At 62.8% G+C, this 16,731-nt stretch carries 14 protein-coding genes, 1 tRNA gene and 2 rRNA genes (1 of these 17 only partly in view); 8 read left to right on the top strand and 9 right to left on the bottom strand.

Annotation, left to right across the window (positions count from 1 at the left end; translation table 11 throughout):
• Window positions 1–103: 103 nt before the first annotated feature.
• Window positions 104–562 (bottom strand): hypothetical protein, encoded by a 459-nt coding sequence (locus tag LLW23_RS11465; protein WP_228945630.1) that lies wholly within the window; start codon window positions 560–562, stop codon window positions 104–106.
• Between the two features lie 265 nt (window positions 563–827).
• Here LLW23_RS11465 and LLW23_RS11460 point away from each other — a divergent pair, with 265 nt between their 5' ends.
• The 4 genes from LLW23_RS11460 to LLW23_RS11445 all read left to right on the top strand — a co-directional run bounded on the left by LLW23_RS11460 (window position 828) and on the right by LLW23_RS11445 (window position 4,408).
• Complete coding sequence (locus tag LLW23_RS11460; RefSeq protein WP_228945628.1) at window positions 828–1,448, top strand: nucleotide-binding protein; 621 nt, start codon at window positions 828–830, stop codon at window positions 1,446–1,448.
• A gap of 189 nt (window positions 1,449–1,637) precedes the next feature.
• Window positions 1,638–2,654 carry a hypothetical protein gene (locus tag LLW23_RS11455; protein WP_228945626.1) on the top strand — a complete coding sequence of 339 codons (1,017 nt, stop codon included), beginning with the start codon at window positions 1,638–1,640 and terminating at the stop codon, window positions 2,652–2,654.
• Window positions 2,655–2,795: 141 nt separating this feature from the next.
• Window positions 2,796–3,386 (top strand): SOS response-associated peptidase family protein, encoded by a 591-nt coding sequence (locus LLW23_RS11450; RefSeq protein ID WP_228945620.1) that lies wholly within the window; start codon window positions 2,796–2,798, stop codon window positions 3,384–3,386.
• Window positions 3,383–4,408: a histone deacetylase family protein gene (locus LLW23_RS11445; RefSeq protein WP_228945618.1), complete on the top strand. Its 1,026-nt coding sequence runs from the start codon at window positions 3,383–3,385 to the stop codon at window positions 4,406–4,408. The genes LLW23_RS11450 and LLW23_RS11445 overlap by 4 nt, the downstream gene beginning before the upstream one ends.
• Window positions 4,409–4,450: 42 nt before the next feature.
• Here the strand turns inward: LLW23_RS11445 and LLW23_RS11440 are convergent, their stop codons facing one another.
• Window positions 4,451–5,683, bottom strand: a complete 1,233-nt coding sequence (locus LLW23_RS11440; protein ID WP_228945616.1) for a dipeptidase — start codon at window positions 5,681–5,683, stop codon at window positions 4,451–4,453.
• A 272-nt stretch (window positions 5,684–5,955) separates the two neighbouring features.
• Between LLW23_RS11440 and LLW23_RS11435 the strand changes: the two genes are divergently transcribed.
• On the top strand, window positions 5,956–6,144 hold the full coding sequence (locus tag LLW23_RS11435; RefSeq protein WP_228945614.1) for a hypothetical protein: 189 nt from the start codon (window positions 5,956–5,958) through the stop codon (window positions 6,142–6,144).
• Between the two features lie 16 nt (window positions 6,145–6,160).
• Here the strand turns inward: LLW23_RS11435 and LLW23_RS11430 are convergent, their stop codons facing one another.
• From LLW23_RS11430 to LLW23_RS11420, 3 genes are all read right to left on the bottom strand, one after another.
• Window positions 6,161–6,805 (bottom strand): peptidylprolyl isomerase, encoded by a 645-nt coding sequence (locus tag LLW23_RS11430; RefSeq protein WP_228945613.1) that lies wholly within the window; start codon window positions 6,803–6,805, stop codon window positions 6,161–6,163.
• Window positions 6,806–6,871: 66 nt separating this feature from the next.
• Window positions 6,872–8,254 carry a M20/M25/M40 family metallo-hydrolase gene (locus LLW23_RS11425; RefSeq protein ID WP_228945611.1) on the bottom strand — a complete coding sequence of 461 codons (1,383 nt, stop codon included), beginning with the start codon at window positions 8,252–8,254 and terminating at the stop codon, window positions 6,872–6,874.
• Window positions 8,255–8,666: 412 nt separating this feature from the next.
• Complete coding sequence (locus LLW23_RS11420; protein ID WP_228945610.1) at window positions 8,667–9,197, bottom strand: hypothetical protein; 531 nt, start codon at window positions 9,195–9,197, stop codon at window positions 8,667–8,669.
• A gap of 101 nt (window positions 9,198–9,298) precedes the next feature.
• Between LLW23_RS11420 and LLW23_RS11415 the strand changes: the two genes are divergently transcribed.
• On the top strand, window positions 9,299–9,670 hold the full coding sequence (locus tag LLW23_RS11415; RefSeq protein WP_228945609.1) for a PRC-barrel domain-containing protein: 372 nt from the start codon (window positions 9,299–9,301) through the stop codon (window positions 9,668–9,670).
• An 83-nt stretch (window positions 9,671–9,753) separates the two neighbouring features.
• On the opposite strand, the gene uvrB is transcribed toward LLW23_RS11415, so the two are convergent.
• Window positions 9,754–11,946 (bottom strand): excinuclease ABC subunit UvrB, encoded by a 2,193-nt coding sequence (gene uvrB, locus LLW23_RS11410; protein WP_228945608.1) that lies wholly within the window; start codon window positions 11,944–11,946, stop codon window positions 9,754–9,756.
• 113 nt (window positions 11,947–12,059) lie between these two features.
• On the opposite strand from uvrB, the gene LLW23_RS11405 reads away from it, so the two are divergent.
• Window positions 12,060–13,400: a M20 metallopeptidase family protein gene (locus LLW23_RS11405; protein ID WP_228945607.1), complete on the top strand. Its 1,341-nt coding sequence runs from the start codon at window positions 12,060–12,062 to the stop codon at window positions 13,398–13,400.
• Window positions 13,397–13,702 (top strand): hypothetical protein, encoded by a 306-nt coding sequence (locus LLW23_RS11400; protein ID WP_228945606.1) that lies wholly within the window; start codon window positions 13,397–13,399, stop codon window positions 13,700–13,702. The genes LLW23_RS11405 and LLW23_RS11400 overlap by 4 nt, the downstream gene beginning before the upstream one ends.
• A 43-nt stretch (window positions 13,703–13,745) precedes the next feature.
• Here LLW23_RS11400 and LLW23_RS11395 read toward each other — a convergent pair.
• From LLW23_RS11395 to LLW23_RS11385, 3 genes are all read right to left on the bottom strand, one after another.
• Window positions 13,746–13,822 (bottom strand) — tRNA-Met (locus LLW23_RS11395).
• Between the two features lie 121 nt (window positions 13,823–13,943).
• Window positions 13,944–14,058, bottom strand: a 5S ribosomal RNA gene (gene rrf, locus LLW23_RS11390).
• Between the two features lie 194 nt (window positions 14,059–14,252).
• A 23S ribosomal RNA gene (locus LLW23_RS11385) occupies window positions 14,253–16,731 on the bottom strand (it continues 310 nt past the right edge of the window).

Genomic DNA, 16,731 nt, shown 5'->3' with positions numbered 1-16,731 from the left:
GGCGCTCCGTGATGCTTACCCGCTCCTGGCGCCGGACACCGCCGACGCCAGGACGGTGCGCGCGATCACTGCCCTCAGCGCTCGCCCGACGATTGCCGGCCCGTCACGGCTCAAGGGTGCATCGAAAACAATGTTCGCCAATCCGGCGACGCGTCGCCTCCAGCGATGGGCGATGCGGCGCCAGCGCTCGTCCACCCTCGGGCGTGCGCAAGCTATCGAGGCAGATCAGGGATCTGCTCGCGGCGAAGAAACGTCTTGCGTAGCGCGCCCGACCGTCGCGGATCTTCAGCCAAACTGCTGTAGCTGACAGCGCGAAGGCTTCGTCCGCCATCGTAACGCACGTCTGCAGCGACGCGTTGCTGTCGTCCCCGCACGGATCGAATGTATTCGCCGCAGAAGCCTGAGAGCGATGGAGGCTGTGTGAGAACTTGCTGATATGATCGAGTTCTAGTGCTGATGGCGTCGCTAGGAGTACGAAATCGGCAAGAGCGGCGGGTTCGCCGAGCTGCGCGACTGGTTCAAAGGCGCTGTACGAAACGCTGCTCGGATCAAGCCAGGGCATGAAGTGAGATCAGCGTTGACGTTACGGACGGAAGAAGATGTTGGTTAGAGGAAGTTGACGCCATGGCTTGCAGGAACGCCGCGTCGGGGGCACATTGAGATCATGTCGACGAGCACGCACCAGACGGAGAAAAAGCCGGCGGTTCTCGGGCGGAGCGCTGTTACAGGCCGCTTCGTCATGGCGCCGGTCGTCTCCAAGAAGTCAACGGTATCGGATCGCCAGATCACGGCGGCCGTAAAGAGCGTGCTTTCCAAAAAGAAGTAGGATGACTTCGGCGACGACGTCGACTGACGACGTCTTCATAAACTGTCCGTTTGACCCCGAATATGCCCCCTCTTTCCGCGCGATCATCGTTGCGATCCTGATCTGCGGCTTCCGACCGCGTTCGGCGCAGGAACTCGACGACGCAGGACATACTCGGATCGACAAGATCGAGCGGATAATCGAGGAATGCCGCTACGGTATCCACGATCTCTCGCGAACCGAGCTCGACGATAAGCACCAGCTTCCTCGCTTCAACATGCCACTGGAATTGGGGCTCTTCCTCGGAGCCAAGCGTTATGGCGGCAAGCACCAGAAGCTGAAGCGCATGCTTGTGCTCGACATCGAACAGTTCCGATATCGGATGTTCATATCCGATTTGGCCGGCATCGACATCCACGAGCATAGGGGCGATCCGATCTTGGCGCTGCGTGAGGTGCGTGACTGGCTCGCCAACGTGTCGCGCCGAGAGTTGCCCAGCGCTGATCGCGTGGAGAGGATCTACAAGGCCTTTCTGACCGACCTCCCGGCACTCGCCGACGCGCTCGACTTCGATCCGGAAAACATTCCGTATGTCGACTTCATGCGCATCGTAGCGCGTTGGCTGATTGAGCAGCCAAGCTGAGCACGGAGCTCCTGCGTCAGAGCGGCGCCTGTACGCCCAAGAAAGGGGAACACCGCCGACATTATCCTAACCCGTTTACCCCGAGGCTCCGAGACGGTGGCAACGGTGGCGATCGCAACGATACCGCGATATAGTCTGGACTGACGCTGCGAGGCCTCCGGTCGCTCGCCAGGCGACCAGGGGGTTTGAATGACAACCCAGACCAGCACCGGTGACGATCGCTGGAAGGTGATCGCGAAGATAGCGCCCTTCATGATCGTTGCGTTGGCCGGGTTGGCAGTGCGAACGCCGTTGGCAGCCGCCTATCCGTTGACGGCGCTGCTCCTGTTCCTGTGGCTCGTCTCGGACACGCTGATGCTGGCGCTGATTGCCCAAACATCGGGGAAGCCGGAACGGCGCGCCGTTCTGGGTGCGCTGGCCGGCGCGAGCCTTACGGTCTGGCTGGGCTCGCCTTCGGCGATCCGGAGCGTGCTGTTGGACACGCCGGTTCTGGCCACGACGATGGTGGCCATCATTCTGGGTCATGTCGCCTGGGCCGCGGTCCGAGCAAGCCGGGTGCTGAGCCGGCAGGGTGCCGATCGGAAGGAACGGTGGATGTCTGCCGCCTCCGAAATCTTTCCGCCCACGCTGGTCCGGTTAGCCGTGATGGAGATGACGGTGATCCACATGGCGCTGTTCCGCTGGGGCGGACCGGCCGATGTGCCGGCGAACGCCCGCGCCTTTTCCTACCACAAGCACCTGACGCCAATGTGTGCGGCGCTGCTGATCCTGTCGGCGATCGAGATTGCGGTATACCATCTGCTGGTCGGGCATTGGAGCCGCACCGCCGCGATCGTCATGTTCATCCTGAGCGACGTGGGGTTCGTGTACCTGGTCGGCCTCATTAAGTCGTTCCGGTTCAGGCCTGTGCTTCTGACCGCCGAGGGCGTCCACGTGCGGGCAGGGTTCCTGATGGACCAGCTCGTTCCGCTCGATGCGATCGTTGCCGTCGACAGCGAATTCAGCGGTGAAGAAATCCGCGATCCTGCGACCCTCAATGCGGCGCTGCTGGCTTGGCCCAATGTTCTGCTGCGCCTCGATCGTCCGCTGCATCGTCGCTCACTGTTGAAGAAGCGAGGTCCATTCGACCGGATCGCCTTCCGCCTGGACGACCCGGAGCCGTTTATCCGGCTTCTCGTCTGGCGGCTGGGGCATCGTGCCACCTAGCCGGGAGGGCATTACCGATCGAGCGTCCATGTTGAGGAAACGGGTCTGTCGGCAGAGGATAGAGTCCGGGGCAACGAACGCCGGCAACCGCACACACGAACAAAAATAGCGCCCGCGCGCCCAACCCGCTAACCCACGCCAATGTGCAACGAAGCCGCCCGCCGCATCGCCATCGGTGAATTGCGCAACGACTGGGGCGAAACCCGCATCCCGCTCGTCTTCCCCGAAGGCGTGCCCAACATGGCGCCGCTCGACGGCTTCAAGATCACCGATCCGACGATCATCATCCGCGGCGTCGATGGCGGCGTCACCGAGGCCGAATGCGTCACGCGGCGCTGGAGCTGGCCCGGCCCTGCCGGCAAGCCGGTGTACAATTATCGCTCCGACGGGCGTGATCTCAAGAAGGGCCGCTGCCTGATCCCGGTCGATGCATTCTACGAATTCACCAAGCCCGCCGATCCCAAAGCGAAGCGCAAGGACAAATGGGCCTTCCGCCTCGTCGGGCATGACTGGTTCTGCATCGCCGGACTCTGGCGCGCCGATGCCGGCGTGGGCGAGGCGTTCACGATGCTGACGTGCGAGCCCGGCGAGGATATCGCGCCCTATCACTCGCGCCAGGTCGTCGTGCTCGGGCGCGAGTCATGGGCGGCGTGGCTCGATCCGCACATCCCTTCGGGCGATCTCTGCCGCCCCCTGCCCGCCGGCAGCCTGACCGTGGAGCCCGCCCGATGAAGCGCTTCTTCTCCCCCGCGCAGCTCGCCCACGCCCCGGCGCACGAGCTGCACAATGGCGGCTTCACCAATTATGCCGAGACACCCGCGCGCGCCGCGGCGATCCTCGCCGCGATTGGCGGCGCGGAAGAGCCCGCGGATCACGGCGACGCGCCGATCCTCGCGGTGCACGATGCGGAGTACGTGCGCTTCCTGAGGCAAGCGCCCGCCGCCTGGGCCGCCGCAGGAAGATCCGGCGACGCGATCCCCTACGCCTTTCCGGTGGTCGGCCGGCGCCCGCTCCGGCTCGATCGGATCGATGCGCAGATGGGCCGCTACAGCTTCGACGCGACCACGCCGATCACCGCGCAGACCTGGGCCAGCGCCTATGGCAGCGCGCAATCCGCGCTCGCCGCCACGCATGCCGTGCTGGCCGGCGAGCGCGCGGCGTTCGCGCTCTGCCGCCCGCCCGGCCACCATGCCGGCGCGGATTATTGCGGCGGCTATTGCCACCTCAACGTCGCCGCGATCGCAGCGCAGGCCGCGCGCGACGCCGGTCATGCGCGCGTCGCGATCCTCGACATCGATTATCACCATGGCAACGGCACGCAGGATATCTTCTGGCACCGCGGCGACGTCTTCTACGCCAGCGTCCATGCCGATCCCGCGACCGACTATCCCTTCTACTGGGGCCACGCCGACGAGATCGGCGAGGGCGAGGGCGAAGGCGCGACAATCAACCTGCCCCTGCCCCACGGCACCCAGCTCGCCGCCTTCCGCGCCGCGCAAGCCACTGCGCTCGATGCCATCACGCGGTTCGGCGCGACGTTCCTCGTCGTCAGCTTCGGCGCCGATACGTGGGAGGGCGATCCGATCAGCCACTTCGCGTTGCGCACGCAGGATTACGCCGTGCTGGCGCGCGACATCGCCGGGTTTGGACTGCCGACGACGATCGTGATGGAGGGCGGCTATGCCGTCGACGCGCTCGGCGACAACGTCGTGCGGTTTTTGAGCGGCTTTGACCCCGCCGATCTCGGAATCTGAGAGTCGCTCAATGGTGTTTTGCCGCCGCAATCCCCCGATTATCTACTGGCGATCGGTGGCGTCGATGGGCGGCAGCGTGGCCTGCGACGCCGCCACTGCCTCGACGCGCTCCATCACGCGCAGCACGTTTCCCTGCGCTAATCCGGCCAGCTCCGCATCGCTCCACCCGCGCCGCGCGAGCTCGGCAAACAGCATCGGATAGCCGTCGACACCGGTCATGTCCTCGGGCGAAGTACCGCTAATTCCATCGAAATCTCCGCCGATGCCGACGGCGCCCTTCCCTGCGACACGGGCGATATGCTCGACATGATCCGCCACGGTCGCCGCCGTCACGCGCGGCATCGGATGCGCCGCATCCCACTGCACAAGCGGTGCCGGCGCGCGCGCACCATAGACATTGGTTGGAACTCCCTGTGCCTTTCCGAACGCCGTCCGCTCCGCGTCCCACGCCCGCCAAGCCGTTGAAAGAAAAGCAGGATAAAAGTTCACCATCACCACGCCGCCGCGCTCGCCGAGCCGCTTGAGCAGCGCATCGGGGATGTTCCGCGGCGCATCCGCCAGCGCGCGCGCCGCCGAATGCGACGCGATAACCGGCGCCTTGGTGACATCCAACACCGCCGCCAGCGTCGCGTCCGATACATGGCTGACGTCGACGATCATCCCGATCCGATTCATCTCCGCCACCACATCACGCCCGAATGCCGACAGCCCGTTGGCACGCGGCGTATCGGTCGAAGAATCGGCCCAGCTCAAGCTCTTGCCGTGCGTCAGCGTCATGTAGCCGACGCCGAGCGCCTTCATCTGCCGCAGCACCGACAGCCGCCCGTCGATCTGGTGCCCGCCTTCGATCCCGATCAGCGATGCGATCCGCCCGGCCTTCTGCGCCCGCCGAATGTCCGCCGCGGTGGTCGCCAGCGCGAAAGCCTCGGGGTTGGCGGCAACGAAGCGACGAACGATGTCGATCTGCTCCAGCGTCAGCTCAACCGCGCGCGGCCCCAGCGTATCGGCAGGAATCCAAACCGACCAGAATTGCCCGCCAATGCCGCCGCGTCGCAACCGCAGAATGTCGGTCTGCAACGGATATGGTAGCGTGCTCGTGTCGCGATTCAGGTCGACGCTCTCAACCTTGGCGTCATGCCGGTCGCGGATCTCCCATGCGAGGTCGTTGTGCCCGTCAATCACTGGGCTGCGCGCGAGCAGCCGCGTGATCCGTGGTGGCACTGCAGGCATGGCGGGCGCGGCCTGGGCGGCGAGCAAGATGGCGATCAGCGACACGGAACCATCATTTCCTTCGTCTAACCCGGAACCAGTCGCGCCGGGCGCCTGTTGATACTTCGCTAAGCGCGAAGTGCGAGCAATTTGAATGCGCGGGAACTGACATGAGAGCAGCCCCGTCGCGATCGGGACGGAGAGGATTTTCTATCGCTAGATCAATGATCAAGAAGACGGTTCGGTGTCGCGAGGCTCAGGCCGAAGTGATCCATGTGATTTTTGGTCCACCGCGTCAGGGTATGATGAGCGGACAAAGCAACTAGCGAGACGGTTCGGTGGAAGACGACAAGGAATATTTCTATAAGCGTGCGGAGAGCGAGCTAGAAATGGCACAGCGCACGATCGTGCCCGAGGCAGTGAAGGCGCATTATACGCTCGCCGGCTATTATCTCGACAAGGTTTATACCGATCAGCCCGCGGCGAACGATGCCGATGCCGCATCGCACCGAGACGCGACCGGCTAGACACTCGGACGTTACGTTACCCGTCCTTGCGCCCCTCGATCAGCCACGGGCGCGGGCGGCCGGTTGGGCGCGGCGTGCCATCCAGCCGCACCGCGCGTTTTACGTAGACCGGCTTCATCAGCAGCGTACCCTTCATCGCGCCGCTGGTCGGCTGAGCAAGAATGCGCTTCACCGTCGCTTCCCCCGCAACCACCCGGCCAAAGGCGGCATAGCCGGGAGCGCCCTTCTTCCAGTCCATCCACGGCATCGCACCTACCGAAATGAACCAATTGCCGTTCGCCGAACCTGGCGGGCCGCGTCGTGCCATCGAGATCGTCATGTCGAGATGCTTGATCCCCGTCTTCGCAGTCGATTCGTGCGGGATCATGTCGAGGAAGCGCCGTGCATCGGTGCGGATGCCGGACTGGACGAAGCCGAACTGCGGCGACCGCTTGTCACGCGCGACGCGATAGAAGCTGATCCCGTCGAACCGCCCATCATCGACATAGCGCATGAAATTCGCGGTCGTCTCCGGCGCCCGTCGCGCGTTGAGCGCGAGCACGATGTTGCCAAGCGCGGTCTCCAGCCGGACGCGGATGAACCCGGGCGTGGCGCGATCAGCACGCTGCGAAGAGGCCGGAAGCGCAGCGAACAGGCCGAGGAACAGAAGAAAGTGACGCATCGGCTTTGAGTTAGCGCGCCGGCGGTTGAGGCGCCACCTCTCTACGCGAGGGCGCGCCTCTAAGCCTTACTTCGACAGGTCCGTCAGCACCGAGCGATAATAGCGCACCGCCAGCGGCACATTGTCCACTGCCGTCCGCTCATTCAGCCCGTGACTGAAATCATCCGATTCCTTCAGGAAGATCGGGCTGATCCCGTAGCTCGGGATCCCGACCGACCGAAACCACATCGAATCGCTCGCCCCCGCCGACATCGAAGGAAACACCGGCACACCCGGCCGCACCGCAGACATCGCCTTCTTCACCGCGCCCGTCACGTCTGGGCGCAGCGGCGATGCGTCGGTTGGATTTGAGCCCTCGGTCACGTCGCTCCATTTGATCGCCGGCTCGGCCGCCACGCGCTGCAGCTCGGCCATCACTGCAGCCGGCTTCACGCCCGGAAAGATCCGGCAGTTGATGTTGGCGGTCGCGCGCTGCGGCAGCGCGTTGAGTGCATGCCCGCCCGACACCATCGTGCTGACGCAGGTCGTGCCGATCTGCCCAACATAAGCCGTGCTGCCCGCCAGCGTCTCGATTGCCTGCTTGTTGGTTGGATCGGCCGCGAACGCCTTCATCGCTGCACCGAGCGCCGGAGTCTGACGAGGCGCGATCCCCTCGAAATAGTCCTTAGTGATTGGGCTGAGCTGAGGCGTGAAGCGATAGCCGCCGATCCGCGACAGCGCAGCCGAAAGCTGATTGATGGCATTGTCGCGCCGTGGTGCGGACGAATGCCCGCCAGCGTTGGTCACTTCGAGCTGGAAGTCGGCGTAGGTCTTTTCGGCCGCGCCGATCGTGAAATACTGCGGCTCCCCGTCCTCGCCATAGAGCCCGCCGCCGCCATCCACGTTGAGCGCCATCTCCGCGCCCTTTAACCGATCGGCGAGCATCGCCGAGGTCTTCATCGTCGTCTCCTCATCGCCCGAGAAGGCCAGTACGATGTCGCGCCGCGGCTTAAAGCCGGCGCGCTTCATATCGATCACCGTCGCGACGACCAACGCCATGTCGAGCTTCATGTCAGTCGCGCCGCGGCCGTAGAGGTAGCCGTTCTCGACCACAGGCGTGAACGGATCGCGCTGCCAATCAGCGGGCTTGGCCTCGACCACGTCGATATGGCCCGAGACGACCAGCGCCGGCGCCTTGGGATCAGTGCCGCGCCAGCGCGCTGTCAACAGCGCGGTATCATCGACAGGCTCAACGGTTACGTCGGCGGCGGGGAAGCCGCCCGCGACGAGTTGCTGCTTGAGATACTCCGCCGCGGCCGGCGTCTGATTACCGGCGCCCCGTACGGTGCGGAAAGCAATCAACCGCTTCGCGATCTCCAGTGCCTGAGCGTCCGTCGCTTGCGCCGCGCTTGCGGCAGGCACTGCCCCTGCGATCACCAGAAATGCCGCTACCGCGCTGACCGTCTTCATCCACAAACCCCCGTGATTTGCGGCAAGCTAGCCCGGCCCGGCGGCACACACCAGACATGAGAAGAGGTTGCCGAGCGGTCCCAATGGACCGCCCGACAACCCCTAAACATGGTCAGCGGCCGGAGAGCTCCAGCCCGGGAGACCATGCGAGCCTCTGCAACCTACGCATTCCGACGTTGACTGGGGGAGGATACCCCCCGCCGGATCACTGCGGCCTTAGAAGCGCGTCCCCCGAACGAACTGAACCGACCCCATTGCTGAACCATGAGACATCGGATCACCTCCTTTCGCTGGTTGATAACGTCCGTGGCCTGCCCGGCCACAGCCCTCATTTGAATCGTTCGAGCACGCGATACAAGTCTTGTTTTACGCCGCGTTTTCGACGATTCTTTTCAGCCTTGCCGATTTAGGTTCAGCCTCGGCAATCCTCGATCACACGCCCGATCTCGGCGTGCGCCGGCACAACCAGCGTCGGCGCACTCGCCTGCTCGATCACGAAGCGCCCTCGGCTAAACGCCATGGCATCGAGCAAGGGATCACGCGCCGCATGTTCGGACGCGACATACGGCATCGTGCCGCCGGTCGGCTGGACTGGGACGGCGCGCGTCGTGCTGCTCGTGCGGACAGTGAGCGGCCCAGCCGCTTGGCCCGCACGCGAGAGGAACAATCGCCGTGTCGGCAGGTCGCAGCGTAGCACCAGCCGCGCATCAGCGCCGACCGCGCCGAACAGCGCACGCCCGCCGCGCGCGTCGCGCTCGTATCGCCAGCTCCCCGGCGTCAGCGGCCAATCCCGCCAGTCGCTGGCGAGCGGCACCGGGGCGGGCGGTGGCGACGGCGGCAGCGCGACGGGCGGCGCAGGCCGTGGTGGCGGCTCGGCCGGTGGCGCGACGCAGCCAGCGAGGCCAAGGGTTGCGAGACTGATGGTGAAGAGTAAATTACGCATTGGCCGCACCGTAGCGCCCTGGGCGCGCGGCTCAACCGGAACCGGCGCGGCTCCAGATCGGTTCAGCGCGTCATAACGAAGAAGACTGCAGGGAGACCGCCATGAGCACCACAGACACCCAGACCCTCGTCCTGATCGAGGCATCGCTTTCCGGCACGATGAAGGTCGAAAGTCGGGACGGCGACAAGATCGGCAGCGTTTCCGCGTTCATGGTCCATAAGCGCAGCGGCCACACGACGCATGCAGTGCTCAGCCTCGGCGGATTCCTGGGTGTCGGCAAGAGCTACTACCCCCTGCCCTTCGCTCTGCTGCAGTTCGACCCCGTCCGCGACCTCTATGTCGTGACGATCGACCGCCGTGTGCTCGAAGGCGGCCCGAGCTGGGCAAACAACGCACCGCACTTCGATCAGGCCTATGCCGATCGCGTCGCAAGCTATTACGGCGTTGGCGGAGAAGATCTTTCGCTGGGCTGAGCGCGATGAGGCCGCGCGGCGTACGATCTTGGTCGTCTGCCGCGCTACCGATACTGCGATAAAAGTTCGAAATTGGTTCGGGCCTACCGCGCCCGCTTGTTCATCCGCACCTGCTGCTGCTTTCCATAGCGCGTCTTGCGTGTGCCCGGCTTGCCCTCGTTGCTGCGTCCCATCTGCGGCGCCTTGTGCTCGCTCACCGGCAACCCAAGCTCCTCCTGCTCCAGCGCCCGGATTTCATCACGCAACCGTCCCGCGGTCTCGAACTCGAGATCGGACGCAGCCTTGCGCATCTGTTTCTCGAGCTCCTCGATATACGCGCGCAGGTTATGCCCAACCATGTGCGGCCGCTCGTCGTCGATCTCGACCGTCACCTGATCCTTCGACGCGACGTGGGCGATGATGTCCCCGATGTTCTTGCGGATCGACACCGGCGTGATGCCGTGTTCGGCGTTATACGCCTCTTGCTTCTCGCGCCGGCGCGCCGTCTCGTTCATCGCGCGCTCCATCGAGCCCGTGATACGATCGGCATACAGGATCACGCGCCCGTCGATATTGCGCGCCGCGCGGCCGATCGTCTGGATCAGCGATGTCTCCGAGCGGAGGAAACCTTCCTTGTCGGCATCGAGGATGCACACCAGTCCGCACTCGGGAATATCAAGTCCCTCGCGCAGCAGGTTGATGCCGATCAGCACGTCGTACACGCCCAGCCGAAGGTCGCGGATCAGCTCGATCCGCTCCAGCGTCTCGACGTCGGAGTGCATATAGCGGACGCGCACTCCCGCCTCGTGCATATACTCGGTCAAATCCTCCGCCATCCGCTTGGTCAGCGTCGTCACGAGAGTGCGATAGCCCTGCGCCGCCACCTTGCGGCATTCGACGATACAATCCTGCACTTGCTCCTCGACCGGGCGGATCTCGACCGGCGGATCGATCAGCCCCGTCGGGCGGATCACCTGTTCGGCAAACACGCCGCCGGTCTGCTCCATCTCCCAATGCCCCGGCGTCGCCGAGACGCTGACTGTCTGCGGGCGCATCGCATCCCACTCGTTGAAGCGCAGCGGCCGGTTGTCGATACAGCTCGGCAAGCGGAATCCGTATTCCGCCAGCGTAATCTTCCGCCGGTGATCGCCGCGCGCCATCGCGCCGATCTGCGGCACCGTCTGGTGACTCTCGTCGACGAACAGCAACGCATTCTCGGGCAGATATTCGAACAACGTCGGCGGTGGCTCGCCCGGCAGTCGCCCGGTCAGGAAGCGGCTGTAATTCTCGATCCCGTTGCAGCTGCCCGTCGCCGCGATCATCTCGAGGTCGAAATTGGTGCGCTGCTCCAGCCGCTGGTGCTCGAGCAGCTTGCCCTCCGCTTCCATCTCCTTGAGCCGCTCGGTCAACTCGTGGCGGATCGCCTCGGTCGCCTGCTTCATCGTCGGCCCCGGCGTCACATAGTGCGAGTTCGCATAGACGCGCACCGAGTTCATGCTCGCCGCCTTCCTGCCGGTCAGCGGATCGAATTCGACGATCTCCTCGATCTCGTCGCCGAAGAAGCTGATCCGCCACGCCGCATCCTCGAGGTGGCTCGCGAAGATCTCGAGCGTGTCGCCCTTCACGCGGAAATTGCCACGCTGGAACCCGGCGTCGTTGCGCTTGTACTGCAACGCGACCAGCTTGCGCACGATCTCGCGCTGGTCGACGGTCTGCCCCTTCTTCAAGTCGAAGATCATTGCGGAGTAGGTCTCGACCGACCCAATGCCGTAGATGCACGAGACCGACGCGACGATGATCACGTCGTCGCGCTCCAGCAAAGACCGCGTCGCCGAATGGCGCATCCGGTCGATCGCCTCGTTCACCGAGCTTTCCTTCTCGATGTACGTATCCGACCGCGGCACATAGGCCTCGGGCTGATAGTAATCGTAGTAACTGACGAAATACTCGACCGCATTCTCTGGGAAGAACGACTTGAACTCGCCGTATAGCTGCGCCGCGAGGATCTTGTTCGGCGCGAGGATCAGCGCCGGGCGCTGCAATTGCTCGATCACCTTGGCCATCGTGAAGGTCTTGCCCGACCCGGTTACGCCGAGCAGCACCTGATCCTTGTCCCCCGCCAGCGCCGCCTCGACCAGTTCCCCGATCGCGCGCGGCTGGTCTCCAGCTGGCTCGTAATCCGACACCAGCTTGAACGGCCGCCCGCCCTCCGCCTTCTGCGGTCGCTGCGGCCGATGCGGCACGAAGGATTCGCCGGTCTCGGGCTCGGACAGGGTCGTACGGATCGGGATCGCCATGTCGCGAATATGGGTTGGAACAGGCGAGAACGAAAGGCCGCCGGCCGGGCGAATGAAGCGGCTTCACCACGCCGCACCACCGGCTATGGTGCCGCAAACAACGAGGGATTCGCATGCGCCGAACGATCATCGCCGCTTTACTCACAGCCGCGGCCACCCCCGCCGCTGCGGCGCCCGATTACCAGACGCAAATCCAGGCCGATTACGATCGCGATCTCGGCAAATTGTGGGACCAGTTCCACCGCAACCCCGAACTCTCGTTCCGCGAGATCAAGACGAGCGCCACGATGGCCGCCGAGTTGCGCAAGGTGCCCGGCATGCAAGTCACCGAGAAGGTCGGCCAGACCGGGGTGGTCGCGGTGCTCAAGAACGGCGCCGGCCCCGTCGTGCTGATCCGTGCCGACATGGACGGCCTGCCGGTCGAAGAGAAATCGGGCCTACCGAACGCCTCGAAGGTGCGTCAGGTCGGGGTCGACGGCGTCGAAGCCCCGGTGATGCACGCCTGCGGCCACGACACGCATATCGTCGCATTGCTCGCCACCGCACGGCGGATGGCAGCGCTCAAAGATCGCTGGAACGGCACATTGGTGTTCATCGTCCAGCCCGCCGAGGAGCGTATCGCCGGCGCGAAGGCAATGATCGCCGACGGCCTCTACACCAAATTCCCCAAACCGCAGTACGCGCTCGGTTTCCACGTCGCTGCTGCAATGGAAACGGGCAAGGTCGCCGCGGGTGAGGCGATCCAATACTCCTCGTCGGACTCGATCGATATCACCGTCCCGGGCGTTGGCGCACACGGGGCCAGCCCGCACATGGGCAAGGACCCAGTGTACATGGCCTCGCAGATCGTCGTCGCGCTGCAAGGGCTGATCAGCCGCGAACGCCCGCCGCTATCGCCCGGCGTCATCACCGTCGGCTCGTTCCATTCGGGGCTGAAGCACAACATCATCTCGGACGAAGCGAAGCTGCAAGTGACGGTGCGCGCCAATGACGAGGCGACGCGCGCGCAGCTGACCGCCGGCGTCAAGCGCATCGCCGCGGGGATCGGCACGCTCAACGCCATGCCCGCGGACAAGATGCCCGTGGTGACGGTGATCGAAGGTACGCCGACGACGATCAACGATACGCCGCTAGCCAAGCGCCTCAATGCGGTGATGGTCGACACGCTCGGGGCCGCCAACGTGGTGCCGTTCGAACAGATGGGCATGGGCGCGGAGGATTTCGCCTATTTCGTCCAGCCAGACACCGGCGTGCGCGGCTATTATTTCGCGGTCGGCGGCACGCCCAAGGCGGTGTTCGACGCCGAGAAGAACGGCGGCCCCGCCGTCCCGTCGCACCATTCGCCTTTGTTCAAGATCACGCCGGAACCCGTGGTGGTGACCGGCGCGACTGCGATGACCGCGGCAGTGCTCGATCTCATGAAGCCGGGCGCTGCGACGGGGGCAGCACAATGAAGCGCGCTTTCGCCCTCGCGTTGCTTCTCGCCGGCTGCGATGTCGGGCCTGATCCAGCGGAGATGGATCGCGTTCGCCAAGGTACCGAGACGGTGCGCAAGCAACTCGCGCTCCCGCAAAGCGCCTTGTTCAAAGGCGTCGTCTCGCCGCGCGACGCGGTATGCGGCGAGGTGAACGCAAGTATTGGATTAGGACGCACTGGCTATGAGCGGTTTATCGTGAAGGGCGGCAAAGTGGCGCTGTCGTCGCAGTTCACCACGGATGCGGAGATGGACGCGCTCTGGGCTGCGGACTGCAAATAACCCCAGCCGTGAGGTGAGATGATTGCGAGCGTATTTTTATGTTTGGTTGCGGGGACAGGATTTGAACCTGTGACCTTCAGGTTATGAGCCTGACGAGCTACCGGGCTGCTCCACCCCGCGTCACCATATGGTCCTTGAGAGACACGAACGCCCCCGCTTTTGGGCGGGGGCGACGGTGTCCTTTGTGGACGAGACGTTTGTGAATGGGTTCGTGTTGTTCATGACGCGCACAGGCCGCAATGCCTGGCGGCGACCTACTCTTCCATCGCTTGAGCGATAGTACCATTGGCGCGGTCGGGTTTCACGGCCGAGTTCGGGATGGGATCGGGTGGGACACCGACGCTATGGCCACCAAGCAATAAGGCCTGTGCGTGTGATGAACAGTTCTAAAATCGATGCAGGGGAGTGCTTTGTTGTCGGCTGGCTGCAAGAGCGCCCAGCCGATGTTTGTCTCGTGGCAGACGGTGCCACGGGACGTACCCAAATTCTGGCGTCGAACTCAATCATCCACGTATCTTGAACAACCAGGGTTGTCGTTGATGGTGGGACTCTCAAGCGCGAATAGGACGATTAGTATCGGTTAGCTCCATGCGTTACCGCACTTCTACACCCGATCTATCAAGGTCGTGGTCTCCGACCGTCCTGTGAAATCTTATCTCGAGGGAGGCTTCCCGCTTAGATGCTTTCAGCGGTTATCCCGTCCGTACATAGCTACCCTGCTGCGCCGTTGGCACGACGACAGGTACACCAGAGGTACGTTCAACCCGGTCCTCTCGTACTAGGGTCAACTCCTCTCAAATTTCGACGCCCACGGCAGATAGGGACCAAACTGTCTCGCGACGTTCTGAACCCAGCTCACGTACCACTTTAATTGGCGAACAGCCAAACCCTTGGGACCTGCTCCAGCCCCAGGATGTGATGAGCCGACATCGAGGTGCCAAACAACCCCGTCGATATGAGCTCTTGGGGGTTATCAGCCTGTTATCCCCGGCGTACCTTTTATCCGTTGAGCGATGGCCCTTCCACGAGGGACCACCGGATCACTATGACCGACTTTCGTCTCTGCTCGACTTGTCAGTCTCGCAGTCAGGCGGGCTTATGCCATTGCACTCTAACAGCCGGTTTCCGACCGGCCTGAGCCCACCATCGCGCGCCTCCGTTACTCTTTAGGAGGCGACCGCCCCAGTCAAACTACCCGCCACAGAGGGTCCCTGATCCAGTTTCATGGATCGAGGTTAGACATCAGAAAACAACAGGGTGGTATTTCACCTATGGCTCCACATCAGCTGGCGCCAATGCTTCAAAGCCTCCCACCTATGCTACACAGTTCTTTCCTAATGCCACTCTGAAGCTGCAGTAAAGGTGCACGGGGTCTTTCCGTCTAACCGCGGGTACTCCGCATCTTCACGGAGAATTCAATTTCGCTGAGCATGTCCTGGAGACAGTGGGGAAGTCGTTACGCCATTCGTGCAGGTCGGAACTTACCCGACAAGGAATTTCGCTACCTTAGGACCGTTATAGTTACGGCCGCCGTTTACCTGGGCTTCAATTCAGAGCTTGCACTCCTCCTCTTAACCTTCAGGCACCGGGCAGGCGTCAGGCCCTATACGTCGTCTTGAAGCCGACTTAGCAGAGCCCTGTGTTTTTGCTAAACAGTCGCTACCCCCTGGCCTGTGCCCCCTCATAACGGTTGCCCGCTGTGAGGGCCTCCTTCTTCCGAAGGTACGGAGGCAATTTGCCGAGTTCCTTCAGGACACTTCTCTCAAGCGCCTTGGTATACTCTACCTGACCACCTGTGTCGGTTTCGGGTACGGTCTATACGGTGGGGCTATTTCCCGGGACAGTTTCGAAGCCCAGCCAATCCGTTAAGGCTGAACAACACACACCATCCGTCACACACCACCAGGCTGCGGAATATTAACCGCATTCCCATCGACTACCCCCTTCGGGCTCGTCTTAGGGGCCGGCTCACCCTGCGCGGATTAGCCTTGCGCAGGAACCCTTGGTCTTTCGGCGAGAGGGCATCTCACCCTCTTTATCGCTACTCATGTCTGCATTCGCACTTCCGATACCTCCACGACCCATTACCAGATCGCTTCATCAGCCTACGGAACGCTCCGCTACCGCGTGGATAAATCCACACCCTAAGCTTCGGTGCACGTCTTGAGCCCCGTTACATCTTCGCCGCAGGATCTCTTATTTAGACCAGTGAGCTGTTACGCTTTCTTTAAAGGATGGCTGCTTCTAAGCCAACCTCCTGGTTGTTTTGGAAATCCCACATGCTTTCCCACTTAGACGTGACTTGGGGACCTTAGCTGTAGGTCAGGGCTGTTTCCCTTTTGACGACGGACCTTAGCACCCGCCGTCTGTCTCCCGAGTAGTACTCGTGCGTATTCGGAGTTTGGTTAGGTTTGGTAGATCTCGCGACCCCCTAGCCCATCCAGTGCTCTACCCCGCACGGTATTCACTCGAGGCACTACCTCAATAGTTTTCGCGGAGAACCAGCTATTTCCCGGCTTGATTGGCCTTTCACCCCTAAGCACAACTCATCCGGTAACTTTTCAACGTTAATCGGTTCGGACCTCCAGTGCGTGTTACCGCACCTTCATCCTGGTCATGCATAGATCGCCGGGTTTCGGGTCTAATACATCAAACTTTGTCGCCCTATTCAGACTCGCTTTCGCTGCGCCTACACCTAACGGCTTAAGCTTGCTTGATACATTAAGTCACAGACCCATTATGCAAGAGGTACGCTGTCAGGGCACAAGACCCCTCCAACTGCTTGTAGGCAATCCGTTTCAGGTACTGTTTCACTCCCCTCATCGGGGTGCTTTTCACCTTTCCCTCACGGTACTAGTTCGCTATCGGTCATGTACGAGTATTTAGGCTTAGAGGGTGGTCCCCCTATGTTCAGACAGAATTACACGTGTTCCGCCCTACTCTAGTCCCAAAGTCTCACTTTCGCATACGGGGCTGTCACCCGCTACGGCCGAACTTTCCAGATCGTTCTGCTAGTTGAACTTCAGGCA

Source organism: Sphingomonas radiodurans, from assembly GCF_020866845.1.
Lineage (GTDB): Bacteria > Pseudomonadota > Alphaproteobacteria > Sphingomonadales > Sphingomonadaceae > Sphingomonas > Sphingomonas radiodurans.
The sequence above is the reverse complement of the archived record's forward strand: the minus strand, read 5'-3'. Positions and strand labels throughout refer to the sequence as shown.